At 49.1% G+C, this 26,865-nt stretch carries 22 protein-coding genes; 13 read left to right on the top strand and 9 right to left on the bottom strand.

Going from position 1 to position 26,865, the window contains the following annotated elements:
- Positions 1 to 272 precede the first annotated feature (272 nt).
- Genes METTU_RS19180 through METTU_RS19190 form a run of 3 tightly spaced genes read left to right on the top strand, consistent with a single transcriptional unit; the run spans position 273 to position 3,969 of the window.
- Positions 273 to 1,568 (top strand): hypothetical protein, encoded by a 1,296-nt coding sequence (locus tag METTU_RS19180; protein WP_006893619.1) that lies wholly within the window; start codon positions 273 to 275, stop codon positions 1,566 to 1,568.
- 44 nt (positions 1,569 to 1,612) lie between these two features.
- Entirely contained in the window at positions 1,613 to 2,236 is a 624-nt protein-coding gene (locus METTU_RS19185) for a MarR family winged helix-turn-helix transcriptional regulator (protein ID WP_006893620.1), read from the top strand.
- Positions 2,237 to 2,238: 2 nt separating this feature from the next.
- The gene (locus METTU_RS19190) at positions 2,239 to 3,969 is read left to right on the top strand and encodes a KGGVGR-motif variant AAA ATPase (RefSeq protein ID WP_006893621.1); all 1,731 of its coding nucleotides are present in this window, start codon (positions 2,239 to 2,241) and stop codon (positions 3,967 to 3,969) included.
- 50 nt (positions 3,970 to 4,019) lie between these two features.
- Here the strand turns inward: METTU_RS19190 and METTU_RS19195 are convergent, their stop codons facing one another.
- Positions 4,020 to 4,529 carry a DUF6933 domain-containing protein gene (locus METTU_RS19195; RefSeq protein WP_006893622.1) on the bottom strand — a complete coding sequence of 170 codons (510 nt, stop codon included), beginning with the start codon at positions 4,527 to 4,529 and terminating at the stop codon, positions 4,020 to 4,022.
- Positions 4,530 to 4,665: 136 nt separating this feature from the next.
- On the bottom strand, positions 4,666 to 6,225 hold the full coding sequence (locus tag METTU_RS19200) for a sigma 54-interacting transcriptional regulator (protein WP_006893623.1): 1,560 nt from the start codon (positions 6,223 to 6,225) through the stop codon (positions 4,666 to 4,668).
- A 157-nt stretch (positions 6,226 to 6,382) separates the two neighbouring features.
- Here METTU_RS19200 and METTU_RS19205 point away from each other — a divergent pair, with 157 nt between their 5' ends.
- The 5 genes from METTU_RS19205 (at position 6,383) to METTU_RS19225 (ending at position 10,363) form a co-directional block, all read left to right on the top strand.
- The gene (locus METTU_RS19205) at positions 6,383 to 7,039 is read left to right on the top strand and encodes a DUF938 domain-containing protein (RefSeq protein WP_006893624.1); all 657 of its coding nucleotides are present in this window, start codon (positions 6,383 to 6,385) and stop codon (positions 7,037 to 7,039) included.
- Between the two features lie 150 nt (positions 7,040 to 7,189).
- The gene (locus tag METTU_RS19210) at positions 7,190 to 7,924 is read left to right on the top strand and encodes an SDR family NAD(P)-dependent oxidoreductase (RefSeq protein ID WP_006893625.1); all 735 of its coding nucleotides are present in this window, start codon (positions 7,190 to 7,192) and stop codon (positions 7,922 to 7,924) included.
- 8 nt (positions 7,925 to 7,932) lie between these two features.
- Positions 7,933 to 8,541, top strand: coding sequence for a DUF1326 domain-containing protein (locus METTU_RS19215; protein ID WP_006893626.1), 609 nt, complete (start codon positions 7,933 to 7,935; stop codon positions 8,539 to 8,541).
- A gap of 92 nt (positions 8,542 to 8,633) precedes the next feature.
- On the top strand, positions 8,634 to 9,296 hold the full coding sequence (locus tag METTU_RS19220; protein WP_254258059.1) for a DUF2182 domain-containing protein: 663 nt from the start codon (positions 8,634 to 8,636) through the stop codon (positions 9,294 to 9,296).
- Between the two features lie 50 nt (positions 9,297 to 9,346).
- Positions 9,347 to 10,363, top strand: coding sequence for a L,D-transpeptidase family protein (locus METTU_RS19225; protein ID WP_006893628.1), 1,017 nt, complete (start codon positions 9,347 to 9,349; stop codon positions 10,361 to 10,363).
- A gap of 228 nt (positions 10,364 to 10,591) precedes the next feature.
- Here the strand turns inward: METTU_RS19225 and soxZ are convergent, their stop codons facing one another.
- The 5 genes from soxZ to METTU_RS19250 form a co-directional block, all read right to left on the bottom strand.
- Complete coding sequence (gene soxZ / locus METTU_RS19230; RefSeq protein WP_006893629.1) at positions 10,592 to 10,903, bottom strand: thiosulfate oxidation carrier complex protein SoxZ; 312 nt, start codon at positions 10,901 to 10,903, stop codon at positions 10,592 to 10,594.
- A 1-nt stretch (position 10,904) separates the two neighbouring features.
- Positions 10,905 to 11,375, bottom strand: a complete 471-nt coding sequence (gene soxY, locus METTU_RS19235; protein WP_006893630.1) for a thiosulfate oxidation carrier protein SoxY — start codon at positions 11,373 to 11,375, stop codon at positions 10,905 to 10,907.
- Positions 11,376 to 11,596: 221 nt separating this feature from the next.
- Positions 11,597 to 12,214 carry a thiamine phosphate synthase gene (gene thiE / locus METTU_RS19240; RefSeq protein WP_040581557.1) on the bottom strand — a complete coding sequence of 206 codons (618 nt, stop codon included), beginning with the start codon at positions 12,212 to 12,214 and terminating at the stop codon, positions 11,597 to 11,599.
- Positions 12,214 to 13,002 carry a bifunctional hydroxymethylpyrimidine kinase/phosphomethylpyrimidine kinase gene (thiD, locus tag METTU_RS19245; RefSeq protein WP_006893632.1) on the bottom strand — a complete coding sequence of 263 codons (789 nt, stop codon included), beginning with the start codon at positions 13,000 to 13,002 and terminating at the stop codon, positions 12,214 to 12,216. Before thiD ends, thiE begins: the two co-directional genes overlap by 1 nt.
- A gap of 5 nt (positions 13,003 to 13,007) precedes the next feature.
- Positions 13,008 to 13,874: a YiaD family glycine zipper/OmpA-like lipoprotein gene (locus METTU_RS19250; RefSeq protein ID WP_006893633.1), complete on the bottom strand. Its 867-nt coding sequence runs from the start codon at positions 13,872 to 13,874 to the stop codon at positions 13,008 to 13,010.
- A gap of 538 nt (positions 13,875 to 14,412) precedes the next feature.
- Between METTU_RS19250 and cydD the strand changes: the two genes are divergently transcribed.
- The 3 genes from cydD (at position 14,413) to METTU_RS21950 (ending at position 20,859) form a co-directional block, all read left to right on the top strand.
- Positions 14,413 to 16,272 carry a thiol reductant ABC exporter subunit CydD gene (gene cydD / locus METTU_RS19255; protein WP_217182932.1) on the top strand — a complete coding sequence of 620 codons (1,860 nt, stop codon included), beginning with the start codon at positions 14,413 to 14,415 and terminating at the stop codon, positions 16,270 to 16,272.
- Positions 16,269 to 17,993, top strand: coding sequence for a thiol reductant ABC exporter subunit CydC (gene cydC / locus METTU_RS19260; protein WP_006893635.1), 1,725 nt, complete (start codon positions 16,269 to 16,271; stop codon positions 17,991 to 17,993). Before cydD ends, cydC begins: the two co-directional genes overlap by 4 nt.
- A gap of 229 nt (positions 17,994 to 18,222) precedes the next feature.
- Positions 18,223 to 20,859 carry a PAS domain S-box protein gene (locus tag METTU_RS21950; protein ID WP_169624979.1) on the top strand — a complete coding sequence of 879 codons (2,637 nt, stop codon included), beginning with the start codon at positions 18,223 to 18,225 and terminating at the stop codon, positions 20,857 to 20,859.
- A gap of 216 nt (positions 20,860 to 21,075) precedes the next feature.
- Here METTU_RS21950 and METTU_RS21955 read toward each other — a convergent pair whose 3' ends face one another.
- Positions 21,076 to 23,310: a sensor domain-containing protein gene (locus tag METTU_RS21955; protein ID WP_006893637.1), complete on the bottom strand. Its 2,235-nt coding sequence runs from the start codon at positions 23,308 to 23,310 to the stop codon at positions 21,076 to 21,078.
- Entirely contained in the window at positions 23,303 to 24,472 is a 1,170-nt protein-coding gene (nosP, locus tag METTU_RS19275) for a nitric oxide-sensing protein NosP (RefSeq protein ID WP_006893638.1), read from the bottom strand. Before nosP ends, METTU_RS21955 begins: the two co-directional genes overlap by 8 nt.
- 722 nt (positions 24,473 to 25,194) lie before the next feature.
- On the opposite strand from nosP, the gene METTU_RS19285 reads away from it, so the two are divergent.
- Both METTU_RS19285 and METTU_RS19290 read left to right on the top strand, forming a co-directional pair.
- Positions 25,195 to 25,725, top strand: a complete 531-nt coding sequence (locus METTU_RS19285; protein ID WP_006893639.1) for an REP-associated tyrosine transposase — start codon at positions 25,195 to 25,197, stop codon at positions 25,723 to 25,725.
- A gap of 129 nt (positions 25,726 to 25,854) precedes the next feature.
- A complete protein-coding gene (locus METTU_RS19290) occupies positions 25,855 to 26,865 on the top strand; it encodes a nucleoid-associated protein (RefSeq protein ID WP_006893641.1) in 1,011 nt (336 codons plus the stop codon).

Consider the following 26,865-nt stretch of genomic DNA (forward strand, 5'->3'; position numbering starts at 1 on the left):
TAACACTTTTTGCACTGCTAAATCCGACAGTCTCCTAGCGCGAATATAAGTAAAAAATCTGTATCGGTCTTTATTGTTATGACCTTTATGGCTTTATTGCGAATTTTCTAGATGTCAGATTAGCGCTAGCAATGAAAGCAAAGCTGCTTGTTTGATCCTGCGTCCCGAGTGATTCTTGTTTTCCTATTTCCCATATCCGCGTATGAAACAAGGGCCCGCTGTGTAAGAATGCTTTAAAATCAACTCAACCTAGATGAAGATGCGGATTGTTTATGTACGGCGATTTCGATAAAGATTTATTAGCACAATGGTGCGAATTGTATGACCGCTTTGTAAATAAGGATCGGCATCACTTAGCTACAACCATAAACAAATGTAGCCGGGAAAAGTTGCAACAGTATCTCTCGCCAGATCACCCGGACATTGCAGTATTTTTGGCCAAAACCAAAACCAAAATTACAGTCGATGATCGCTTGATTGCTTACGGATATTTGCATTTTCTGGATGGACGATTTTGGAATCAGCCTAATTGGCATTTGCTTAATGGCTTTATCGAACAGTCCTTAAATGGTTCGCGCTATATTTTGACGCGTATAAAAGAGCATCCGATTGCCAGAGCAATACCCGAAAAAAACCGCTTTAAGCTCGACAATACGCTTGGGGACAAAAGAGCATTGCGGCTACGACACCACTGGCAGGAAGTAGATTTTTCCAGTCAACTCGAAATGCGCCGTAGCGACGTGTTCAACGTATTCATTGGCAATCAAGATTTCGTGAAAATTGGTTTGTCGCCTTTTGCCGGTAGCGACGACATGAGCTGGCAACATGATTCAACAGATGAGCGCGGCATTGATGCTCGTATTCCTTTCTGGTGTTGCGGTGCCAAAGATGAGGTTAGGCAGTTGGCTCGGCTCAAGGATGTGTTATTAGCGGCGCGTGAGCAACAAGTGCATGTTTTGTTGTTTCCTGAATTGGTCATGACCGAAACTCTGCAAGCGGAGATCAGTAATTGGTTGGCGGAATACAACGCATTCGATCCGATCATTCGTTTGGTCGTCGCCGGAACGCGGCACGTTATCGATGTCAATGAGCGCAATGTTTACAGTAACCGTTGTACAGCATTTAATCCATTTGGCGATATTGAATGGGAGCAGGAAAAGCGGCAGGAGTTCTTGTTGATGGCTGAGGAAACAGGCAAGCTTTTCGGTATTCAGGTTCCAGCTTTTGAGCCGACGAACCAGTCGGAGAGTTTAGTAATGCGCCACACGGACTTGGGCGTCGTAGCAACGCCGATTTGTCTGGATTTTCTTTGTGATACGCAATGGAAGGTCATGCCGGTGGATGTGTTTTTTGTGCCCGCTATGTCGCCGAATTTAAAGCGCTTCCATGATAACTGTCGGGTGGTGGGTAGTGGGCGCGGTGCTGCGGCGTTCGTATGCAATGCTCAGCCGAACGATAAGCACAAGGGTGTATTTGCGTATCGTCCGGCGAAAGATGCTTTGAAATCCAAACAACAAAACTTATTTTTATTCACAGTAGAAGTTGAAATAGATATGAACTATGATTAAAGGGTATACTTTATTCACACTTTTACCTTTATTGTAAATGAACTATGGATAACTTGACCAAACACCTAGATGCCTACAAATTTGCTCTGCAAACTAAGGACGAAAACATCTTGCTGCACGAAAAAGCCTGTCTGACAGCCGCTGCTACATCGGCGTTGCTGGAGCAAGATTCTAAGGATATGCGTAGCATTAGGGCTTGTTGCGCCAATTTGTCCTCATTGGCTGACCGTCTCGACACCACCGGTAAACCCGGTGACCGGTGGCGCACACTGGGGGATGTGTTGACCTTGGCGCTGGAAAGCGGCAAACCGCTGGAACAATTGCGTTTGGTATTGCCGTCCTCGGTCGGTGGGTTAATGATGAAGCACATCAAAGAGCGCCCCGGCATCACGCCGACGGAATTGGCTCAAAGTTTCGAAAACCCAAAGCAGTTAAGCCATATTTCCAACGAAATAAAAAAGCTCGAAAACGCCGGTTTGATTCATTGTCTCAAACGTGGAAAAAATAAAGAATTATTCTTGTCAGTACTGGGTAAAGAGGCTTTGGATAGAGTCGCACCGTTGAAAATCGTTCCTCAACAGGAATCGAAGCGAGATTACAAACATATAGATAATAGACGTGTGGTATCCGGCCTTCCGCAACTTAGCTTGTTCAAGATGACGGCATAAAAATGACCGCCCAAACAGAAAAACTCCCTGCGCTGACCCGCTTCGTCGCCTTTTATTCCTACAAAGGCGGCGTTGGGCGCACCTTGGCAATGGCTAATTGCGCACGAGCATTGGCGGCGCGCGGCAAAAAAGTGGTGCTGCTGGATTTTGACCTGGAAGCTCCTGGCTTGCTGCATTTCGACGTATTTAAACCCAAAAATGGAGCGAAAAGGCCTGCGGGATTTGCCGAATATCTGGAAGCTTGTTTGCAAGACGGCCCGCCGGATGAGCTGGATGGCTATATCCACGAATGTAAAGGAAAGAGCACGGATGAAGGTAAAACTTGGCTGATGCCCGCCGGACGCCACAAAGAGCCGGGCTATTTGGCTTTTCTGAATAACATGACCTGGAACGACTTTTACACGCAAAATGACGGCTATAAAATCCTCGAAAATCTGCGCGGTCATATCATTGAACGCTATGAGCCGGATTATGTGTTCATCGATTCGCGCACCGGTCTTTCGGAAATCGGCGGTATCGCCACGCACCAATTAGCTGACATCGTGGTGCTGGTGTTTAATTTGAACGGGCAAAACCTGGAAGGCGCAAAACTCGTGTTCGATTCAATCCGCAAAGCGCCGCTACACCCCGCCGTCATTCTGGTTGCTTCGCCTGTCCCGGTCATGCCGATGGACGAAGGTACGCCGTTTTATAAGAAAATGAAGAGCATCAAAAAGAATTTTTCCGGCGCTTATAATGCGGGGAAACCGCTGGTTATCCCTTATCATCCGCTATTAGCCTTCGATGACCGTCTACTCGTTGATGATGGCGACTTATTTAGTTCCGATGTGCCCTACCGCCGTATAGTGGGAAAGATCCAGGAAGTCGCGGCAGTTGATGCGGATTATTATTTGCAGCAAATGACCGAGCTGATGCGGCGAGGCGACTGGCAACAAGTACAGGGCATTGCCTTGAAAGGTTTGGCAAAAAATCCGACGGATATTTATTTGTTGCTGAATTTGACGCTGGCTTATTGTTTTACAGGTATGTCGGAAAAGGCGATCACAACTATTGATGAACTATTGCGGTATCATGCCGATACTGTCGAAATCGCCAAACAACAAATAGTTGCTCTGGCTCTGTACAACAAAGGCTTTGCATTGGGGCAATTGCAACGAAGCGAAGAAGCTATCGCAACCTATAATGAGCTGCTGAGTCGATTCGGCGAATTTCAGACATTGGCTTTCCAAGAAGCAGTCGCCAACGCATTGCTCAACAAAGGCGCTACATTGGGACAATTGCAACGGAGTGAAGAATCCATTGCCGCCTATGACGAACTGCTACGGCGATTTGGTGCGTCGTCGGAATCCATTTTACAGGAGCTAGTAAGTAATGCATTGAACGGCAAGGGCTTCGCTTTGCTGCTAAATGCCAAAAAAGTTCTCGGTAACCCTGAAATACAGAAAAGCCTGTTGCAAACCGCGTTGGCTCAATTCGAACAGGCGTCTGTTCATGCGGTGCAGGAAAATCGCGCGATGGTTCTCGGCAACCAAGGCTATGCGCTGTTTTTATTGGGGCGCACGGCGGAAAGCGAGCAAGTGCTGAAAGAGGCGCTGGCGCTAGGCGGACAAAAACTCTACGAAGCCGAACTGGCCGACAGCCGCATCGACCCGTTACCCGAAGACGAAGCGTTCCGTACCTTGCTCGACCGGCTGTGGAGTGAGGTCTGCGCACAGGCTGCTACAAAAGGGTGAAACATAGCCCAAAAGCAGGGTACAGGGCTTGCTCCTGAGTCATTCCAGCATCAAGCCTTGTACAATTCACGCAAAGCGTCAATCGGATAGCAAGCGGCTATCGCACTCATTGGCATACGATTAAGATCATGGACGATTTGCGGAATCATGTAGCTATGAACCCCGCCCGCATCCTCAATATGGTATTTATAATGTTGAGCTAAGTCATTCATCGAGCCCAACACGCTTTTGCTGTTGGTATTGGCAAAGCCGATTTCTGCGTATTCTTGCAGGATTTTATCGGTGGTTGTTGTATCAAAACCTTCTTCCGCCAGTATGCATTGCAAAAAATCTCTGAATAACCTATCGAGCTGGCAGAATTGCTCTTTTGGGACATCCGGTATCAGGAAGTTGAACAGGGTTTTATCGTTGACAAATAAAACGCAGCGGCTTTGGCCGATGATTATCAGGTTGGCATGCCATGAGCCTAATAATGAGGGTGTGGGGTCTGGCTGGACTAAAGCATCGTTTTTAAGCCCTATTTCTTTTTGGAGTTTTTTGGTGCAGCGGATTAGTTGCATTGATATTTTGTAAAGTATGTGTTGAGTAAAAAGTGCATCACAGCAATATACACTATCGCAGAACGAGGCAGGTAAGCCCTCGGCAAGTTTCGGCTTTGGTTACGCGCAAGGACTCGGTTTAAAACGCCCCAGTCAGTTAGGTTTTACGATACTCCGCCAAATTAACCCCATACTTTTTCAACTTGGTATAGACAGCCCGCGAAGTAATGCCCATATCTTCGGCTGTCTTTTTTACATCACCCTGATGCTGTTTTAGAGCGCTTTCAAGAAACGCCTGCTCAGCCTTGCCAAGCGCCTGTTCTTTAATGTCTTTCCATTGCTCGAGGTTAAGTGCTTTGACTGGAAGCGGCAAATCCAACTCGGTCATTTCGTTGCCGGTGGCAAATAAAATGCTGCGTTCAAGGATGTTTTCCAATTCACGAACGTTGCCCGGCCATGGATAAGCGCGGATTTTCTGCATGACTTCACGGCTGACCGATTCAACCGCTTTGTTATATTTCTTGCTCAGGCGCTGCACAATCAATTGCACCAGATAGGGCATGTCTTCCGGGCGTTCGGCCAGTGGCGGGATGCTTAACCGAACCACGTTGATGCGGTAATACAGGTCATTGCGAAACAGGCCTTGCTTAACCAGCTCTTCAAGGTTGTTGTTGGTTGCGGAGATTATTCTCAGGTCAACCGACAAGGTTTGTTTGCCGCCGACTCTTTCCAGTTCGCCTTCCTGTAGTACTCGAAGCAACCGGGTTTGCGCTGCGGGGGACAGTGTGTCGACTTCATCCAGAAACAAGGTTCCGCCTTCGGCCCGCTCAAAATAACCTTGATGCACTTCGATGGCGCCGGTAAACGCACCTTTTTCATGCCCGAACAACGCACTCTCGATCAGGCTTTCGGGAATTGCGCCGCAGTTGATCGGGATAAAGGGTTTGTTGCAGCGGTCGCTCATCGCATGTATAGCGCGGGCGATCAATTCCTTGCCGACGCCGGTTTGCCCCTGAATCAGCACTGTTGCCAATGTCGGCGCTATCACTTCGATGGCTTGCAATATTTTCTGCATGGTCGGCGATTTGGCAATAATCGCCGGAGGCTGGTGTTTTTTTGCAGGCTGTTTGCTTTGTTTGCGCCAGATTTGTTGCATGCTCTGTTCAATGCGCGAGTGCAGCTCGTTAATATCCTGCATTTCCTTAACGGGTGTGGTGTCGGTGTATTCCATGCCCGGACGGTCTTTTGCCGCGTTCGGGTTGGTGTAGACGCAAACTTCGCACTTGCCGTCGTGGCGGGCGATGCTTTGCTTGATTTCCACTTTGGCGTAACCGAAATTTCTGGCTGCAATACCGCCAAAGACGCTGGACGTCATTCTGCATAATTCGGGAAAATTGGTGACCCGGTCGCCAAAGGGGCAGCAGCTGTTGGTAACGGTAATGCAATCGGGGTTGCTGGAGACCAGTGAAAATTTACCGCCGATGTTGTTTTTAAGGCCGAGGATCAGTTCGGTATAGCTTTCTTTATCGAGCAGTTCGCTTTTGTGGGTTTCTTCCCGATAGGTTTCTTCAAAAAAGCATCCGGCAGTTTTGGCGATGTGTTCAATCAATTGCTCGCAGTGCTTTTGTCCTTGTTGTTCGCTGGCATGCATCAGCTCAAGGATGAAGGTTTGCAGAAAAAAAACAGGTGTTAAACCGGAAAGGGAGTTATTGTTCATGATGTTTTGTGAAGTAAATTTTCTCTAATTGAAGCACAGCTTCATTTATCTGGCAACGTTAAAAATCAAGTCCTTGTAATTTAATAGAAAGATTGTTGATAATTGCTGGCACAACACTTGCTATTATTGAAGTGTAACTAACAATGAGGAGTCAATGATGAGTCAAGATAAACCCCCTTTAGATCCGCATCCATTAAGCGAATATGTAGCTTGGGCCGGAAACCGCAACCGCGAACCGCTGTTAGGCGTTTTAAAAGAAAAGCTGCCTAAAGATCCGGCAAATGTGTTGGAACTCGCCAGCGGCAGCGGCATGCATATCAACTATTTTGCGCCGCACTTCGAGCATTTGCATTTTCATCCTTCCGATAAGGATCAAGAAGTTTTTGATAACATCAAGAAACTGTCAATCGATCACAAGAACGATAATATTGCCGACCCCGTTCATCTGGATTTAACCAATCCGGAAACCTGGTTTAATGCAGGCAAGCCGCATTCATTTGCGGCCATTTTCTGTATCAATATTTTCCAGGTAGCGCCTATTTCAATTGCCGACGGCATGATGAAATGCGCTTCGCATTTACTGGATAATGATGGTTTTTTGCTGATTTACGGTCCGTTCCAGGTGGAAGGGACATTCACCACCGATTCCAATAAAGAGTTTCATCAGACATTGAGTTCTGCCGGGGTTTCGGAATGGGGCTTAAAAGATGTCGCAGACCTGAAAAAGGCGGCGGCAAACCATGGTTTGGAATTAAAAGAGCAGATCAATATGCCTGCCAATAATTTCTCGCTGATATTTGGTAGAAAGGATTAAAAACAGACGAAGGGCGAAGGGCGAAGGGCGAAAAAAGCTTGCGTTTACGTTGAGGTGAATTTCAATTTTTTAGCCTTTAGCCTTTAGCCTTTAGCCTTTAGCCTTTAGCCTTTAGCCCTTCTCAACGATGTTCAATTTAGGGAGCGAATCATGGAGCAAAAATGTTCAGCCGTTATCATCGGCGTTGGCCCGGAGCAAGGCCTGGGTGCTACGCTTGCCAAATATTTTGCAGCAAAGGGTTTGCACGTTTACATAGCCGGTCGAAGTGAAGACAAGCTTCAACAGGTCGCGGTAAAAATCCGGCAAAAGGGCGGTTCAGTCAGCATAGTGATTGCCGATGCAACTATTGAGCGCGATGTGTCGCATTTATTCAAAATAGCGCAGCTGGATGGTTATAGTATTGATATTGCAGCCTATAATGTAGACAGCAATATCCCGTCACCTTTATTGGAAACGGACGCGGAAACCTTTACTGCGCTTTGGAAGCAGAATTGCCTGGGGGCCTTTTTGTTCGGCAAGGAAGCGGTTAATGCAATGAAGAATAAGCAAAAGGGAACGCTGTTTTTTACCGGGGCGACCGCGTCATTAAGGGCAAAGCCGCCGTTCACTGCATTTGCAGCGGCTAAAGCCGGATTAAGGGCGTTGGCGCAAGGCATGGCCAGGGAGTTTTCGCCGCAAGGCATCCATGTGGTGCATACCGTTATTGACGGAGTAATCGACGGCGAACGGGCAAGAAGCCAGTTCCCGGACTATGTTAAGGCTAAAGGAAAGGATGGCTTGTTACAGCTGGATGCCATCGCCGAAACCTATTGGGCCGTCCACAAACAACATCCCAGCGCATGGACTCATGAGCTGGATTTGAGGCCGTTTAAAGAACCGTTTTAGGAGGCAGCATGTCGAAAACCAAAAACTGGATTTTGCAGGGCAGTTACTTTGAAACCTGTAACTGCGAAACCGCCTGTCCTTGCGTATGGCTGCAACCGCCGACGCATGGCGATTGTAAACTGTTGGTGGCGTGGCATATTGAACAGGGGCATTTGGATGATCAATCGCTGGACGGTTTGAATGTTGCGATGGCCTGTTACGCACCGGGACACATGAAAGACGGTAATTGGCAAGCGGCTTTATATGTTGACGAGCGCGCCGATGACAATCAATTCGATGCGATCGTGCAGCTCTTTAGCGGTCAACAAGGCGGCCACCCGGCCATTTTGATGAGCTTTGTCAGTGAAGTTTTGGGCGTGAAAAAAGTAAAAATCGACTATCAGGAGCAGGGCGACAGTCGGTGTGTGATTATTCCCGGCATAGCCCAAGCCGATATTGAAAGTATTCAGGGCATAACAGGCGGACAAGCAACCCTTAACAATCCGCCGTTGTGTGTGGTAACAAGTCATCCCACGGTGGTTGCCAAATCAAAAAATTACCAGTACCAGGATTACGATAAAAACTGGCAGTTTTCTGAGCGCAACGGTTATTTCTCCGCATTTGTTTATCAGCCGTAATGGGCTGGTTTAAAACGCAGACGTCAATTTTGGCCATTGTGCTGGCATGGGTTTTTACTGCCTGGGGTTATCTGTTTTATCAACATAATCAAATGATATCCCAACCGATGTCGAGTATGTGGATGCCTCCTTCCGAACCATTGGCTTGGCGCTTTATCGACTTCGCTTTGGTTTATTTTATGTGGGCGGTGATGATGGCGGCAATGATGCTGCCTTCCGCCATCCCCATGATTTTGGCGTTTGTTCGTGTCTGTCGGCAACAAAATAAAGCGACTTATAAATTGACTTACCTGTTTACTTCGGCCTATCTGGGAATATGGCTGTTATTCAGTGGCGCGTTAACGCTGCTGCAATGGCAAATGTATGGCTTGGCCTGGTTGTCGCCGATGATGGATAATCAAAATTCAATATCGGCTGCCGGTATTTTGTTTTTGGCAGGTTTTTACCAGTTTATGCCGATAAAAAATGCCTGTTTGACTCATTGTAAAACCCCGATGGGCTTTTTATTAAACGAATGGCAGGATGGCGGCGCAGGCGCATTTAATATGGGTCTGAAACATGGTGCATACTGCGTAGGCTGTTGCTGGGCACAAATGCTGATCATGTTTGTCGTGGGCGTGATGAACCTGCTGGGAATGGCTTTGATAACCTTGTTGGTTATAGCGGAGAAGTCCATACCTCTTCAGTCACAGCTCATTTGCAAAGCGGTAGGCGCCGCTTTTGTTGCGTGGGGAGTTGCCCTGTTAATCGCTTAAAGATTACCCACCACTAAATTCCTGTTAATAAACCCGAGAAAATTACCGTAATGAAAGTTCGCTCTCTATTTGCTTGTTCGATTTTATTGTCCGCTATCGGCGGTATTGCCAATGCCACGACCTATACCTTGCCGGAAAACAGCAATGATAGCGTAATCACTCAATTCCATGACGATGTGCCTTTAACGCGTGTGGAACAAAACGAGACTTTGCCGGATGTGGCGAGGCGATTTCTTCTGGGACAAACGGAAATAGTGCGCTTGAATCCCGACGTTGATCGTTGGCAAGTCAAAAAAGACGAGATTGTGCGTTTATCCAACAGACGTATTTTACCGGATACGCCCCACGAAGGGATTACCCTGAATATCGCCGAATACCGGATGTATTATTATCCGCCGACTCAAAAAGGGGTTGCGCCGCAGGTCATGTCTTACGCGCATGGCATAGGGAGGCAAGATTGGAAAACGCCTTTGGGTAAAACCAGCATTGTGCAGAAAGTCAAAGACCCTGCATGGCATCCGCCGGAATCAATCAGGCGCGAACATGCGGCGAATGGCGATCCGCTGCCGGCTGTGGTTCAACCGGGTCCCCATAATCCGCTGGGAGCCTATATGCTGCATCTGGCCGTTCCCGGCGGCTATCTGATACACGGCACCGATATTGACAAGATCTACGGCATCGGTATGCAGATAACCCATGGTTGCGTGCGGATGTATCCTGAAGATATTGAGGCCTTGTATAACTCGGTCCCGGTAGGAACGCCGGTGTATATGGTCAAACAACCCATCAAAGTGGGATGGTTGGACAATACGCTTTACATCGAAGCGCATCCCGATTTGGAGGGTGAGGAAACAACGCTGGAGCAGAAATTGGATGTTGCGTTGAAGCTTATTCAAAAAGCCGATAGTCAAAATATGCCCGAGTTTGACCGGGGAGTATTAAAACAGGCTCTTACAGTTTTAGATGGGAATCCAGTGGCGCTTTATCAAAGATTGCCTCAAAAAGCGTTGCCGGTATCGGTACCGACAGGTCATGGTTCTAAGGGCGGGTATTATCATGGCGTTTAAAACAGCTGCACGTATAAATTAGAAAAGCGTTGTCCACGAAAAGCACGAAAGGCACGAAAGGCACGAAAAAACGCAGAGTCGTTATCTCCAGACTTACTGTGTAATGCCAAGTTATTCACATTGATTACGCTCAGGGCCGGCACCTGACCGGATGCTGGTATCAATGCCAGTGTTCCCCTGCCTTATTTTTTTCGTGCCTTTCGTGTCTTTCGTGGACAGTGGGTAACTTCAGTTAATAATGTGCTCCTGAGCATCTTCATTGCCCAGATTATCCACCCAGCTGATGGTGATTTTATCGCCGGGATTGCCACCTTTCAGCGTAAAAGCAAAGTAGGGGTCTTTGGAAATATTGGCGCCTGTGTTGCCGGTAATAATCACGTTTTTGTTATGTTCTACCGTTAGTTCCTGAATAAAATGCGCCGGGATGAGTGCGTTGGTTTTGCTGTCGCGATTACGGCCGTGTTCCATCGGGTGGGCTATCAGCATCCTGATTTGCGTCTTGCCGTCGATGCGTTTGGTGCGTATTTTGATACTCGACATGTTAAATCTCGCAGCCGCCTGGGGTGACGATGACTTTCTCGCTGGCGGTGAAAAAACCTTCGTTAGTCTCTACGATTACGGCCACAGCGGATGATTCGGCTATTTTCAAACGGGCCGAAACAACAGGCTCCAGATCCGGAGACAATTCAAATTTAGCCGCCAAGGGGATGGGGTTTTTTTCGACCAGAATGGCGATGCTTTCAACATGGTTCAGGCTACTGGTCACCGTAATCGGGACGGCCGCGCCATTTTCCGCCGTTTTGGGAATCTGGATGTCGATTTTATCGGATTCGATGATTTCCTGGTCTTTGAATAAGCGCTTTATGGTTTGCTGCAGTATGTCGGTTGATGTGGTCTCGGCTAGCCATTCTGCGTTTGCTTCGGGGGAGGTTAGCAGTCCGCCGGTCGCAATCATCGAATAACCGCCGATAGCAACAGACTTCTTGATAAATGCTCTACGATCGTCGGTCATGCTTATGTTTTCCCGGCTTGGTTTAAAGCGTTTAGGATATGGTCAGTAATAACTTCCCGATATGGATTGAGTGAAATTTTTCCGTTCGCCCTGAGCTTGTCGAAGGGTGAGCGGGAAAATTTCGGCCTACCGCGTCAAGCCGATCATGCTTCGACAAGCTCAGCACGAACGGTTCGACGATCGAAAATAGTGGTTTCGGGAAGTTATTTTCAACCAAATCCTTAGCGGCTGAACAAGGCCTGATAAGCCCGAGCCGATTGTTCCGGCTGATGGTCGAATACCCCGCCGATGACTGCCAACAAATCGGCTCCCGCCGCAAGTAACTGAGCGCCATTGTCCGGCAGAATGCCGCCTATCGCAACAATGGGGATAGTCAGCGCATGTTTGGCTTGCCGTAGCGTTTCGATCTGGGCAGGCGCCGCCAGCGGTTTCGACGAGGACGGGAAAAAACGCCCGAACGCCGCATAAGTCGCTCCCTGCGCTTGGGCGGCGATGGCCTGTTCGACAAAGTTATAGCAGGAAACCCCGATAATGGCGTCGCTGCCCAACTGCTTTCTTGCCTGAGTGACAGCCCCGTCTTCACGGCCTAAGTGGACACCGTCAGCGCCGACCAGAGCCGCAAGTTCGATGTCGTCATTGATCAGCAACGGCACGCCATGCTGATGGCAGATTTTAACCAGTTCACGGGCAAGAAAGGGTGCGTCAGCCGGGTTTTTGTCCCGGTATTGCACGATGACCGCACCGCCTTTAATGGCCGCTGCAACTTCGTTAATAATGGTGTCGCCGGATTTGTTCTCGGTCTGGGTAATCGCGTACAGCCCGCTTGCAGGGAATTTAATCACTCTTCATCCATCCAGAAAAATCGATTGGGAATGTGCTGGCCTTTGCCCGGTTGGTAAGCGTCATTTAATGAATTCCAGGTGTATTCCTGGGCTTCGATGACCGCTTGCAAGGGCTCCAGGCCGTGCGCGATCAATGCCGCAATACTGGAAGCCAGCGTGCAGCCGGAGCCGTGATAGCTGAACGGCAATCTGTCCCAGGTGTAGGTTTCCCAACTGCGCCGGTCATGGAACAGCTGATTGCTGACCGACGGTGTGTCTTCATGGCTACCGGTAATCAGTACATAGTTGCAGCCTTTCTCCAGCAATGCCAAACCGCAGTCGTTAAGGTCTTCCAATCCGGCCAGTTTTCGCGCTTCTTCGCTGTTCGGCGTTAACAGGGTAGTGCAGGGCAGCAGTAAGTCGATGACGGTTGCTATGAGCCGATCGTTTGACAATTCAGCGCCGCCGCCCGCCGCTAGTACCGGGTCCAATATCACTGGAATGTGCGGGTGCTGTTTTAATATCGCATGGATGGCGGCTGCGGTTTCATGATGGCCGATTAAACCGATTTTAAACGCCTTGACCGGCAGGTCGTCCAACAAGGTGTTGGCCTGACTGATAATATTTTCCGGGCTTTGCGGAATGAGTTTTTTTACATTCCAGGTGTCCTGTTCGGTTAAGGCGGTGATGACGCTGGCGGCATGGCAGCGATGGCTGACCAAGGCCTCAATATCGGCCTGAACCCCGGCGCCTCCGCTGGGGTCATGACCGGAAAATGAAAGCACAACGGGGCGATTTAAGCTCATGATGGTTATTGAGGGTAATTATATTGTTGTTGCGGATAGGTTTGCTGCTGAGGGTAACCCTGTTGCTGCGGATAGCCCTGCTGTTGAGGATAACCTTGTTGCTGCGGAAAGCCCTGTTGTTGAGGATAACCTTGTTGCTGCGGGTAGCCCTGTTGTTGAGGATAGCCTTGCTGTTGTGGGTAACCTTGTTGTTGTTGTTGTTGTTGTTGTGCAGCTCCCGCATTTTTATTGGCGACAATAGCCAATTCCACCCGGCGATTCTGTCCGCGATTCGCCTCGTTCACATTAGGCACTTTCGGCATTTTCTCGCCCATGCCTTGCTGGGTGAGACGGGAAGGAGTTACGCCATGTTGAGCCAAATAACTCGAAACGCTGGCCGCGCGCCGTTCGGATAATACTTGGTTATAACTATCCGAGCCGACATCATCGGTATGTCCGGTGACATTGATTGTAGAGTCGGGATATTGATTCAATACCTTCGCTACCGAATCAAGAGCGCCTTGGGCTTGCGGCGTTAAAGTGGCCGAATCGAACGCAAAAGTAACGTTGCTCGGCATGGTCAGGTTAAGGGTGTTTTCCGCTGTTCTTTGCACTTCGATACCGGTACCTTGCAACGACTGCTGCATTTCTTCTTGTTGGTGATCCATATATGCGCCCACTGCCGCACCAACGACACCGCCAGCTAAAGCGCCCAGCCCGGCATTTTTAAGATCGTTGCCGCCAAACAGCGTTCCCGCGCCTGCGCCGACCGCCGCACCCAGACCGCCGCCCATGGCCGCCTTACCGAGACTGGATTGCCCGGTATAAGGGTCAGTGACACAAGCCGTCAACAGGATTGAGCTTATAGCTATCGTCAATAATTTCTTTTTCATCGGAATATCCTTGGGTTGATTTGTGTGAGACTTCTAGTGAAGCCGGTTCAAGCGCTCTTGGTTTTAGAGGCGATATTGGCATTATATAACGCGCTTAATAAATTAAAGCTGAACAATTTCGTCGATTTTGCCTACACATTGCGACATTTATCGTTTTCCCTCTTGGAACATCATTGCCATTAAGTTAAACCGAAAATAGTTATAGATGAATGTCGTGGGCGCGAATTTATTCGCGCTACAGGTGGATTTAAAAGCGCGAATAAATTCGCGCCCACAATAATGCTAAGGACTTCATCAATAATAACTTCCGCTTATGGTTCCCACGTTCTGCGTGGTAACCCAGTCAGGGACGCTCCGGCGTCCCGAACCGCAGAGCGGTTCAAGCTGTATTCCCACGCAGAGCGTGGGAACGATGAGTTTATGTTTCGGGAAGTTATTGTCGGCCATATCCTAAATTATTTAACTTAATGGCATTGACCCTTTGGAGCGTCGGAACGATGCAAAGCCGGTGTGTTATGCTTGTTCATTAATACAACAAGTGGCGAAAAAATCAGTGCGATTAACAGAAACAGACAATCAAGCCTATTTCGATAAAAATAAAGCCCGAGAGAAAACCTGTGCCGTCTGGTTAAAACAGCAAAGCAAGGCCGTTCGCAAGCCCATTCTCTTTGCCGCAATTGCAGGCATTACCAACGGCTTGGGGGTGATTGTACAATCGGCAGCTCTGGCTTATATCCTGCAAGCCGTCATTATCGACAAGCTGCCGTGGGCGTCGATGATTGCGCCATTCATGGTGCTGGCAGCCGTTTTCATATTGCGTAGCGTGTGCGTTTATTGGCACCAGACAGCGGGATTTGAGGCCGGAGCGCAAGTCAGGGCGTCGGTAAGACAGCAGTTACTCGACAAGTTCTTAACGCTGGGGCCTGCCGCGATCAAACAACGGCAAAGCGGTGAGTTGGCGGCCGTTACCTTGGAACAGGTCGATGCATTGGAAAATTATTTTTCGCGTTATCTGCCGCAACAAATGATAGTCGGTGTATTGCCGATCATCATGATTATCGCGGTCATGCCGATCAACTGGGTGGTCGGCTTGATCTTTTTAGTGACCGGGCCGCTGGTGCCGGTTTTTATGGCCTTAGTCGGGATGGGCGCGGCCTCCGCCAATCGCAGCCAGTTTTTGGCGATGTCGAGAATGAGCGGCTATTTTCTGGATCGCTTGCAAGGACTGACCACACTTAAATTGTTCGGCCAGGCTACCCAGGAGTTAGTCAACATCAACAAGATTGCCGACGGTTTTCGGGAAAAAACCATGGCGGTATTGCGCATTGCGTTCTTGTCGTCGGCAGTCCTGGAGTTTTTCAGCGCGATTGCGGTTGCCTTGGTGGCCGTGTATGTCGGTCTGGGCTTATTGGGATTGGCTCATTTCGGCCCGGCCGAGCATATCAGCTTAAGTGAAGCGCTGTTCGTGCTGTTGCTGGCCCCCGATTTTTTTATGCCGCTCAGGCAATTGGCGATCAATTATCATGACCGGGCTGCGGCATTGGGTGCGGCTGACGCTATCCTGACGATACTGGAGCAAGATGCCGATGTGGGAACGCTGGTTCCCAAGCTCCTGCTTGGGAACCCAGAGGGCGAAGCTCTCGGCAACCGCTCCTGCGTTGCTCTACCTCCTGCATCCATGCAAGTCGCAGCTTCGCGAGACGGGAAGCTGGAGCTTCCCTCACCTAGTTCCCAAGCTGGAGCTTGGGAACTAGCGAATCTCATCGAATTTAACAATATCAGTAAATGGTATGGTCAACGTCAGGTTTTAGCGGACATCAGCCTGAACATTGCCGCCGGTGAAAAAGTTGCTCTGGTCGGCGAGTCGGGCGCCGGGAAAACGACGCTTTTAAACCTGTTGTTAGGTTTTGAGGCTCCAACAGAAGGCCAAGTGTTGCTCAATGGACAAACGGTTAACCGCGAATGCGCCGCCAAAGCCATTGCCTGGGTGGGACAAAGCGCCTATATCTTCCACGGCACTATCAAAGACAATATCGCGCTGGCCGACCCGGATGCATTAAAACAAAGCATTATTGATGCGGCTCAGGCGGCCGGCGTAACCGAATTCAGCGCGCAATTGCCGGGTGACTTGCTGACTCCGATTGGCGAGCGGGGCTATGGCCTGTCAGGCGGGCAGGTGCAAAGAATCGCGCTGGCCAGGGCGTTTTTAAAAAATGCCGATATTATCCTGCTGGATGAACCGACCGCCAATCTCGATGCCGCCAACAAAACGCTGCTGTTGGATGTCATCGATCGATTGTTTGCCGATAAAACCCTGATTATCGCCAGCCATGACCCGGACGTGATTCAGCGAATGGACAGGCGGATAGAATTGCAGCAAGGACGGCTGGTGTCATGAAAGATTTATGGTTTTTCCTGAAATTATTCAAACCGCATAGCGCCTGGTTAGCCGGTGGAATTCTCCTGGCTTTACTGACTGCATTTGCCTCTATCGCGTTACTGACACTGTCCGGCTGGTTTATCAGCGCTTCGGCGATAGCCGGATTGGTCGCTATTGACGGCAATACGCTGGTCTTCAATTTTATGCTGCCCGCCGCGCAAATACGCGCTTTGGCGATCAGCCGCACGTTGGGTCGTTACGGCGAGCGGGTAGTGACCCATGAAGCGACTTTTCGGGTATTGGCGGGCATACGCAGCTGGTTTTTCCAGCAGCTTATTCCGTTGGTTCCGGGGCGTTTGTCGGCTATGCGCAGCGGCGATTTACTGTCACGCATGACGGCGGATATTGACGCGTTGGACGCGCTGTATTTGCGACTGCTGGCTCCTGCTGTTGTGGCGGCGATTGGCGTAATCGGAGTTACCGTCTTTTTGGCTTTTTATGCACCGGTCATCAGTTTGGCTACCGGTCTTATGTTGATGATCGCCGCGGTGTGGGTGCCGTGGATTTTTAACCGTCTGGGACGTGCCGGTGCGGAAGAAATCGTGGTATTGGCGGCAAATTTCAGGATTCGGCAACTCGATATGATTCAAGGTTTGGCGGATTTAATCGCCAACCGGGCCTACGGGCGGTTTAGCGATAAGCTCGGGCAGTTTTCCGATTTGATGATTAACATCCAGCGCCGGAACAACCGCTTGTCGGCGATTTCATCGGCATTCACCTTATTGTTGTCGCAGCTGACATTGTTAATGGCACTGACGCTTGCGGCGATTTCATTTAAAGACGGCTTGTTATCGGGAGCGGATTCAGCCTTGGTCGTTTTTTGCGTGATTGCGGCTTTCGAGTTGGTGACACCCTTGCCGCAAGCCATGCAAATGCTGGCGAAAACCCAAAAAGCCGCCCGGCGTATCAGGCAGGTTACGGAAATGTCCCCGGCGATTACACCCAGCACGGGCTTTTGTCCCCCTCTCCCTTCGGGAGAGGGTTGGGGTGAGGGCTTTCAAAGGCCATTGCCGGGCCGTTATGATTTACAGTTAAACGAGGTGAGCTTTCGCTATTCGGATCAACAGGGCAGGGTGCTGAACAATATCAGCCTGGCTATTCCGCAAGGCGCTAAAGTCGCCATCGTCGGCCCCAGCGGTTCGGGCAAGACCACCTTGTTGCAGCTGATAATGCGTTATTACGATCCTGAACAAGGCAGTGTGTTATTGGCCGGACAAAACATCAGGCAATTCGATGCCGACGAATTAATGAGCTGTTTCGGCGTATTGTCCCAGCGCAGCCAGTTGTTTGCCGCCACTATCAAAGAAAACCTGTTGCTTGCCAAACCGGACGCCACCGCAACAGAACTCAATGCTGCCGTTAAAGCCGCCGGACTGGAAAACTTTATCGGTTATTTGCCGGAAGGCCTTGAAACCTGGGTAGGCGAAAGCGGCGTCAAAGTGTCGGGAGGGGAAGCGCGGCGTATCGCCTTGGCGCGGCTTTATCTTAAAAATGCGCCGGTATTGATTCTGGATGAGCCGACCGAAGGCTTGGACGGCGATACGGAGCGGGATGTCTTCACCGCGCTGGCGGATTTTGCCAGGGATAAAACCGTGGTCATGGTAACTCACCGTGAGGCCGGGTTGGGCTGGGTCGATGTCGTCTATGGCATGGAGCATGGGGTTTTGTGTGAACTGTAGCCTCATTTAATTAGGCTTACATTCACTCGATAATTATCGGATGTGAGCAACTAAACACAGCTAAGCCGGGAACAAAAGATATCGTGAACTCAACCACGAAGTGCAATCCCATCTATTCGTCAACGCCGTTAAAGGAGGACAAGTGCTTGATCTATTTTTTCTAAACTCACTAACCGATATGACTCTTGCATACAACAGGAGTTATAACATTCCGATGGTGATTGTTTCAGTGCTCATCGCAATTTTTGCGTCCTTCTGTTCGCTTGAGATGGTCGATCGACTGGCGCGTGGCGATCAACGTTATCTCTGGTTATCAATCGGTGCATTGATTCTTGGCGGGGGCGTATGGGCCATGCATTTCATCGGCATGTTGGCTTTCCAGCTTGATTGCGAGGTCACTTATGATCCATGGATTACCGGCTTATCCGTATTGCCCGGCATTTTTGCAGCAGCCGTGGCGTTAAATATTGTTACCAGCAAAAAGGTCACTTTAAACAAATTACTGTTGAGCGGCATCGTTATGGCCTCAGGTATCGGTCTGATGCACTACTCCGGCATGGCGGCAATCCGTTTGGACGGGATCTTGCGCTATAACCTGAACCTGTTCATTTTGTCTCTTGCCGCCGCTGTTTGTTTATCGGTTGCCGCGTTGTCGATCAAGACTTTTCTGTCCGGATTGCCGGGGGTTACAAGTACATTTGTTTCTTCGTTGATCGGAGGCATCGTGCTGGGAGGGGCAATATCCAGCATGCATTATATCGCTATGGAAGCGGCGTACTTTGTTCATGCTCATGCTCATGCTCATGCTAATGGCGATGCTCGCGTCATTGCGGCAACAAGCCCTAACATTCTTGCAATCGCTGTTATTTGTATCGCCGTCTTGCTGATCTTCAGTGGTTTAATGTTTACTTACCTGGGTATGAAAATCGCTCATGTTCGTACCCGTATCAATGCCATTCTTGCCTCAACCAGCCAAGGTTTTGTGATGATGGATCGAGACGGCATTATCACGGAATGTAACCAAGCCATGCTGGTCTTGATGGGCACGGACAAACAGTCACTGGTAGGCAGGTTTTACAGGGGTTTAATCAGTACGGATAACAGCTCCGTGATGCAGGCCAATTATCGAATGGAAGCACGGCTGAACCGTCCCGATGGGAGCCTATTGCCTTGTTTGATTGACAGCAATTCAATCACCGACGATAGCGGAGAAAGAATCTATTCTTTCGCTTTGTTCAGTGACATTAGCCAGCGTATAGCAGACGAGACCGAGCTACGGGAGAGTGAGACACAATTTCGTGCATTACTTGAATCGACGCCGGACCCCATGGTGATCTTAAATAGCTACGGTTTGATCGGCATCGTTAATCATCAAGCTGAAGACTTACTTGGATACAGTAAAAACGAGCTATTGGGCGAACCCATCGATATTTTATTGACCGATGAATCGCATCATATATTTGCTAAGTTGCGTGAAAATTATATAGGTAATGCCCAGGCCGGGCCGGTGGGCAAGCAACAAGAGCTAAGGGTTAAAACTAAAGAGGGCCGGGAAATTCCTGTCGAGGTTAGCTTTAGCCCTATCAATACCTCCAAGGGATTACTGATTGCCGCTGCATTGCGAGATATTAGCCAGCGTAAAATGGCGGAATCCGCACTTGCAAGATCCGAAATAAAGTTTCGCACACTCTATGTATCCACAAGCGAAGCAGTCATGCTTTGGGACGAACGCGGTTTTTTTGATTGCAATGACGCAACCTTAGCCATATTCGGCTGCGCAACCAAAGAGGAATTTTATACAAAGCAACCCAGTGACTTTTCCCCTCCTCAGCAGCCATGCGGCGGAAATTCATCGGATTGCTCTAAAGAGGCAATAGCCAAGGCCTTGGAACAGGGAAGCCATAGCTTCGAATGGCTGCATCGGCGTATCGATAACGGTAAAGATTTTCCGGCCGAGGTGGTATTAAGTTCTATGGAGTTGGATGGAAAACTTGTGCTTCTGGGCACAGTACGGGATATTACTGACCGCAAGCAATACGAAGAAAAACTCCTTCAATTGGCCGAAGCTAAAAGCCAGTTATTGCAATCGGAGAAGATGGCTACGATTGGTCAATTGGCTGCCGGCGTTGCCCACGAATTGAACAACCCGATTGCTTTCGTTTATTCCAATCTGGGAACTTTTGAAAGCTATGTTAAGGATATTTTAGAGATAACCGCCGCTTGCCAAACCAGCCTCCATCATGACGATCTCGCTAATGTTATCGCGCTGCAAGCAGAAAAGAACTTTGAATATTTGAAGTCCGATATTTTCGAGCTGATAACAGAGTCAAAAGACGGCATTACACGGATGAGAAAAATCGTAGAGGACTTGAAGAATTTTTCTCGAGTTGGGGAACCGGATTGGCAATCAGCCGACCTGCAAAAAGGACTGGAATCAACACTGAATATTGTTTGGAACGAACTTAAATATAAATGCGTAGTGATCAAGCACTATAGCGATGATTTGCCCCAAATCCGTTGCATTGCTTCGCAACTCAACCAGGTTTTTATGAATTTGCTGGTTAATGCAGGGCACGCCATTGAAAAGAAAGGGGAAATTACCATTACTACGCGCGTATGCCCAAGCGACAACACGGCGGTCCAGGTTTTGATTACTGACACCGGTGCCGGTATCCCGCCGGAAAATCTCAAGCGGATTTTCGATCCTTTCTTTACAACAAAACCGGTGGGACAAGGTACCGGTCTTGGTCTTTCGATTACTTGGGGCATTATTGCTAAACATCACGGCACCATTGAAGTGAACAGTACCGTTGGCATAGGCTCAACTTTCACAATTACATTGCCAGTCGATCAGTACGATGCCTAGATTCGACATTCCGCAGCTTCATTACAAACTGGTGTTACGCACGGAGGATGGTATTTCTCCCGTTTGCTGCGCCGAGCACCGGAGCTTTTATCGAGAACAGCCCGATAGGGGCGCGGCAGGGATGCCGCGCGTTAGCAGAGGGGTAGGAGCAAGTGCCTAGAGGACTGGGGTGAGGGCGATCAAAAAGCGCAAATTGTGATTTTTCAAAGTTTAAATCTAGTCATGTTTCGCGTCGTATAAATGGTAGCGACTTTTCCCGGTCTGCTTGACGACATACATGGCCTGATCGGCTTGGCGCAATAGCGTATCGCCGTCCTCGTTGGCAGAAGTATGAAAAGATACGCCAATGCTGGCCGACACCGCAACTTCATGACTGCCGATGACTATCGGCAGAGCGATAATTTCCAGAATGCGGTCGAGAATTTGGCAGCACTCCCGCTCACCGGCAAGATCATTAAACAACACAACGAATTCATCTCCGCCCAGTCGTGCCAAGGTATCGCCCGCGCGCAACGCTTCTTGCAGGCGATGGGACACTTCCACCAGTAATTGGTCGCCGGCCTCGTGTCCGCACCGGTCGTTGACCTGCTTGAAGCCGTCAAGGTCCAAGTAGCAGACGAACAGCATCCTGCCGCTACGTTGCGCTCGCGCGATGGCCTGATCCATGCGGTCGGCCAGCAAACGCCGGTTAGGAATGCCGGTCAACGCATCGTAATAGGCGACTTGGCTCAGCTCGGCTTCATGTGCTTTGAGGTAGCTGATGTCGGAAAATACACCGACATAGCGTCGCACCCGACCATCATCGTCGCAGATGGCTGCAATCGAGAGTAACTCCGCAAAAACCTCGCCGGATTTTCGCCGGTTCCAAATCTCGCCGCGCCAGGCCCTTTTCTGCTTCAGAGCTTGCCACATCTTTGCATAATAGGTCTTGTCCTGTTGTCGCCCCGAACTCAGCATCTTGGGGTCTTTGCCGATCACTTCTTCGCGGGTGTAGCCTGTAATTTTGGTGAATGCCGGGTTAACGCTCAAGAAAACATTGTTCGCATCGGTGATCACGATGCCTTCCTGGCTGTTGTCGAACACGCCGGCAATGATGCGCAAGTCTTCCTCCGCTCGCTTGCGTTCGGTGATGTCGCGAAAATACCAGACGCGTCCATAGTACCGGCCGTCCGCTCCGGTGGCAGGAGCTGAATACCGATCGAATATTCTTCCGTCTTTTAGCGGTATTTCTTCATGACTTTTGTCGTCTCGGTGCTCGTATAGATATTGGACTCGGGCGAGAAATGCTTCCGGTTCGGCGACTTGTTCAACAACTGTTTGAAGTATCGGCGCATCCAGCCGCTCACTGATCAGCTGTGGGGACAGCTGCCATAGGTCAATGAATTGTTGATTGTAAGAGATGATGTGTGCGTTTTCATCGACCACCAGGATGGCATCGGGCGAAACCTCCTGCTGGGTTTGCAGGATCGTATTCTTGAGTTTTATTTCCTGCTGAGCCCGCTTATGCTCGGTGATGTCGCGCCAGACGCCAACCAGCAGACGCTTGCCGGAGAGATCCAGCATGCGGGAATTGATCTCGACATCCAGAATGTCTCCGTTCTTGCAGCAGTGCCTGTTCTCAAAAGACATCCCGCCCGATTCATCCACCTGCCGCACTGCCGCAACCAGCGCCTCTTCATTCAAGTCAGCCTGAGTGTCAACTAGCTGTAGTCGGAGATATTCTTCATGCGTATAGCCCAAAGTGCGGCATGCGGCAGGATTGGCCTCGACAAAGCGCAATGTCTTCGGGTCTATCAGTTCGATAGCGCTGGGCGCCTGTTCGAAAATGGCGCGGAACAACTCTTCGCGCTCCACCAGTTGCCGTTCCAGGCTCTTGCGATTGGTGATGTCCTCGGTGATGCCCATCAATTTTTCAACGCCGCCATTCTTGTTCTTGATCGGAACAAAACACGACTGATAAATCTTCCCGAGCGGTCCATCGGCCTTAAACTCGAAGTGGCTGCTTTCCCCGGCATAAGCCTGGGTAAGTAATGCAGCTACGCGCTCCCGGTCGGCAGCGCTGACTGAATCCAGGTATAAATATCCTTGTATCTGGCATTCCTCTTTGAGCCCCAACATGCACAGTCCCGCCGTGTTCATGGAAACTATTCTGCCGTCCATGTCTATCTCGTGGATACACATGGGTGAGTTTTCGACCAGCAAGCGGTTGTGGTTTTCGCTTTCACGCAAGGCACGGGTAATTTTCTCGTTATCCCGCAATGCCGCTTCCAGTTCATCGGTGCGGCGGCGAACCAGATCTTCAAGCGTAATTGTTGACTGAAACAGATTGAAGTCGGACGTATCGATGTTCGCGCTGCTTTCGGCGCGATTTATCAATGCTTGAACGACCTTGTTCAGGCGCGCGATTTCGGCATGCAATACCTGCTCGTTCATGCCCGCTTGATTAGTCATCGCGCATCTCTGTCTCTATCCCGGAAGCGCTGCCAAAGGCACAGCCGGTGAAAGTCTGATTGTTGTGTATGCCGCGGAATTGTTCGCCGTAGCTACTGAAACCTATAGTGTTGTTGCGCTGGAAAATCTCCATGACGTGATCCTTCAAACCGTTTTTGGAAACTTCCAGGTTGCGCAAAATGCAGTCGCAACCCAAGACCAGTTGAGTTGAGCCTATTTCTGTCCGAATTGCATCGAAAGTCTGCTCCAGGTTATCCACTAAATTCACGCCATGCGCCACTCTGAGTACCAGGCCCGTTTCAATGGCGCAATAGAAAGTCAGGCTGCCGTCTGCATTTGCCTTCTGGATAGAGCGTACATAATCCGTACCGCCAATTTTTACCACGACGGAGGGAAAGGCAAAGTCTTTTGAATTGAATTCGTTAATGGCAACACCAACCAGCCGGGCATACTCTGTGGCTGCAGGTAGCCCATTGATCTCCTTGACAATGCGCTTGGCGGGATCGGCTTCCGTGACTACGAAACGTTCGTCAGTCGAAACAAAATGATGGGTCTTGAATATTTTGAAGGGCAGGGCAGTGTTAACCAGAACCAGTGCCGCGCTGTCGGTATGGAAGTTACCATTACTATAAACATAAGTTTTGGCAAACTTTTGGTCGTCCCCCGCCGATCCGCCAAACAGCGCGATCTTGCCTAATGTATATTGCAATGCATGCGCCACTCGTTCTTCGCGCCCGGACATGCCGTCAATCAGCAGCAGCGCGAAGCTATGATCCGGGCTTGGGTTTGAGGCTTTACTCTCAAGCCGCTGTAACAGGGTTTGGGCGAAGTCATGCCCTTTGGTAATATCGAACTCACTTAATTGATCCAGCAGCCCGCTGACAGCGACGCAACTTGCTTCAGGAAAACTAACGCCGGACAGGCTATGCTGGCAATAACCGGCCGGCCCGATTTCTCCAGCGGTGGTGCAGCCGATGACTTGAACCCCGGCAAACAAACGGCGCATTTCTGCAGCCAGCACGTCAAGGTCGTATTCGCTGGAGCAGAAGAAAACCACCAACGCCATGTCCTGCTGTGCCACCGCTGCATGAAACTCCTGCACCGCCAGTTTTGCATCGGTAGCGCGCGACTGAAACGTGAGTATTTTGTTGTGATCGCTCATATTTCCATCGCAAATTTCCAAATTGTTTGAACTGTAGTCGATTTACTACACGACACTGAAAGAATGATTACATTATATGTGGTAACTACTCAGCCTAAAATAATAGTTTGCTGGTTTTTGAAGTAAGCAAAGGGAGTTTCTGTGTGCGAGTAAGTTTTTATTTTGGAGAAACACACAATGCAAGCCGAAGTGTATGGCGTAGGCTGGAATAAGGCCATCCAAGCGCGTAGCGCGAGGTGGCGTTTCCGGCGAATTTAGGAGGTGTTTGCTGGAAACGCCAGTTCTCGCTGTCGTTCGAACCGGCTTATTCCGGCCTACCGGGCTTCGAGCGCGATTACCGTTGACGATGCAGATGGCCGCTTCAGTCGCAATATGCCAAATCCTATCCCGTCGTGGTACTCGGTAGGCTGGCAGTAGACCGGTCATTGCATGGCAAAGGATTGGGGCGGGCGTTGGTAAGGGATGCCGGCATCAGAGTTATACAGGCCGCCGATACCATTTGGCATCCGAAGAATAATTGTTCGAGCGCTTTCGCTTGAAGCCAAGGCGTTTAATGACTGACGTTAGATATTTTTTGTTTTGCTAAAGGAATAATGCTATCTTGCTGCCACCTCGTATTAATACGTAGGCTAAGCAGCTCGCCGGTTGCAACGCCAATATAGGATGTGCCGACGCCAGGAGGCGCATCATTCGCATAAAGCGTAAATAAAGGAATCAGTCCATTGACCAACTACCGCCGCATTTACACGCCGGGCGCGACATGGTTTTTTACCGTGAATATTGCCAAACGACGAAATAATCGGTTATTGGTTGAAAACATAGATGTACTGCGGACGGCCTTTTATGATGTTAAAAAGAAACACCCTTTTCGCATTGAAGCGGCGGTTATCATGCCCGACCATCTTCATTGTCTATGGACTTTACCGCCGGGTGATGTTAATTATTCAATGCGTTGGGGACAGATCAAAGGGCGCTTTTCCAGTCACATCGATACCGGCGAAAGCATTTCTAAAAGCAGGAAAAAACGGCGCGAGCGCGGACTCTGGCAACGCCGTTTTTGGACGCATTTAATAACGGATCAAGATGATTTCAATCGTCATGTCGATTACGTTCATTGGAACCCGGTCAAGCACGGTTGGGTCTGCCAAGTTGCAGATTGGCCGCATTCGAGTTTTTTCAAGTTTGTAAAAATGGGTGTTTATCCCATGACCTGGGGGCATTCGGGTGAGTTTGATTTTGATGCGGGTGAGTAACCCGAATGATGCGCCTTCTGGCGTCGGCACATCCTATGTGGCGCATCTTATTGCGTTGACCCCAGTAATTTTTTATTACCCAGATAGTTATAATTCGCGATATAAATTTATCGCAAAAGTGTAGGAAATATGATTGATATAAGTTCAGCAGAAATTGCGAAGATTATTGTTCACCGCGTAGGAAATAGAATCAGGGAGGAGGGATACTCGCTTTCAAATCAAGAGGTAAAAAGAACTAAAGACATTGATGATACTTTCCTTCGTCACTATCTTGCGCCACTTGTAAGAAGTAATGATATTTACGGTTTTTATCATGAATCTGATATAGGGTTGAATGCGGTTTATCATTTCACAAACCAAGTTTTTGCAGAGCCTTCAAGTTTTAGCGAACAATCTCAAAATATTGCGAAACACTTATATAGTGCATCCACTCACCCAAAAATATCTAGTGGGGAACTAATCATCATTTTTTTTACAGGTCTTATTGTTGATGGCGTAACGTGTGATGCTCTGGGAATCTATCGGATTGAAATGAAAGATAGTTATCTTGATGTAGACGATGATTCAGGTGCATTCCAGCTTATAGAGCGGACGGGCATTTCACTTGAAAAAATGCAGAAAGGAGCTCTTGTTCTGTCAACTGATAATCGAGTGTTTGCTATAGATTCATTAAGCCAAAAAACAAAATATTGGATGGAATCGTTCTTAAAAATCACTCCACAAAGTACGCCTAAAGCTTGTGCAAAAATCGGGGGGGCTTTATTGAAAGCAATATCATCAAAAATATCTGATCCTAATGCTGCTCTTGAACTTGGAAACCGAATATCTAAAAGCATAGAAGAATCTGAAACAATTTCGCTAGGGGTTATTAAAGAAATTTCAGCCGATTATGTAGATGAAGATGCATTCGGTGAAATACTGAGCAATCTCCAAGGAAAAAGCGGATTTGATCTTGCCGATAATTTGCAGCTAGATAGCCCGACTTTTGCAAAATACACCAAAAACGTAACTAAACAGACCCGAATTGCAGAAGGAATAACTTTGGTTACGTCAGCTAACTCCAGCATATCAAAAATAGATATTCAAAACACAGAGAATGGACTTGTTGCCACAATAGCTATCGAAATTATGGGGAATTAG

Origin of the sequence: Methylobacter tundripaludum SV96, assembly GCF_000190755.2 — a bacterium.
GTDB classification, from domain to species: domain Bacteria; phylum Pseudomonadota; class Gammaproteobacteria; order Methylococcales; family Methylomonadaceae; genus Methylobacter_A; species Methylobacter_A tundripaludum.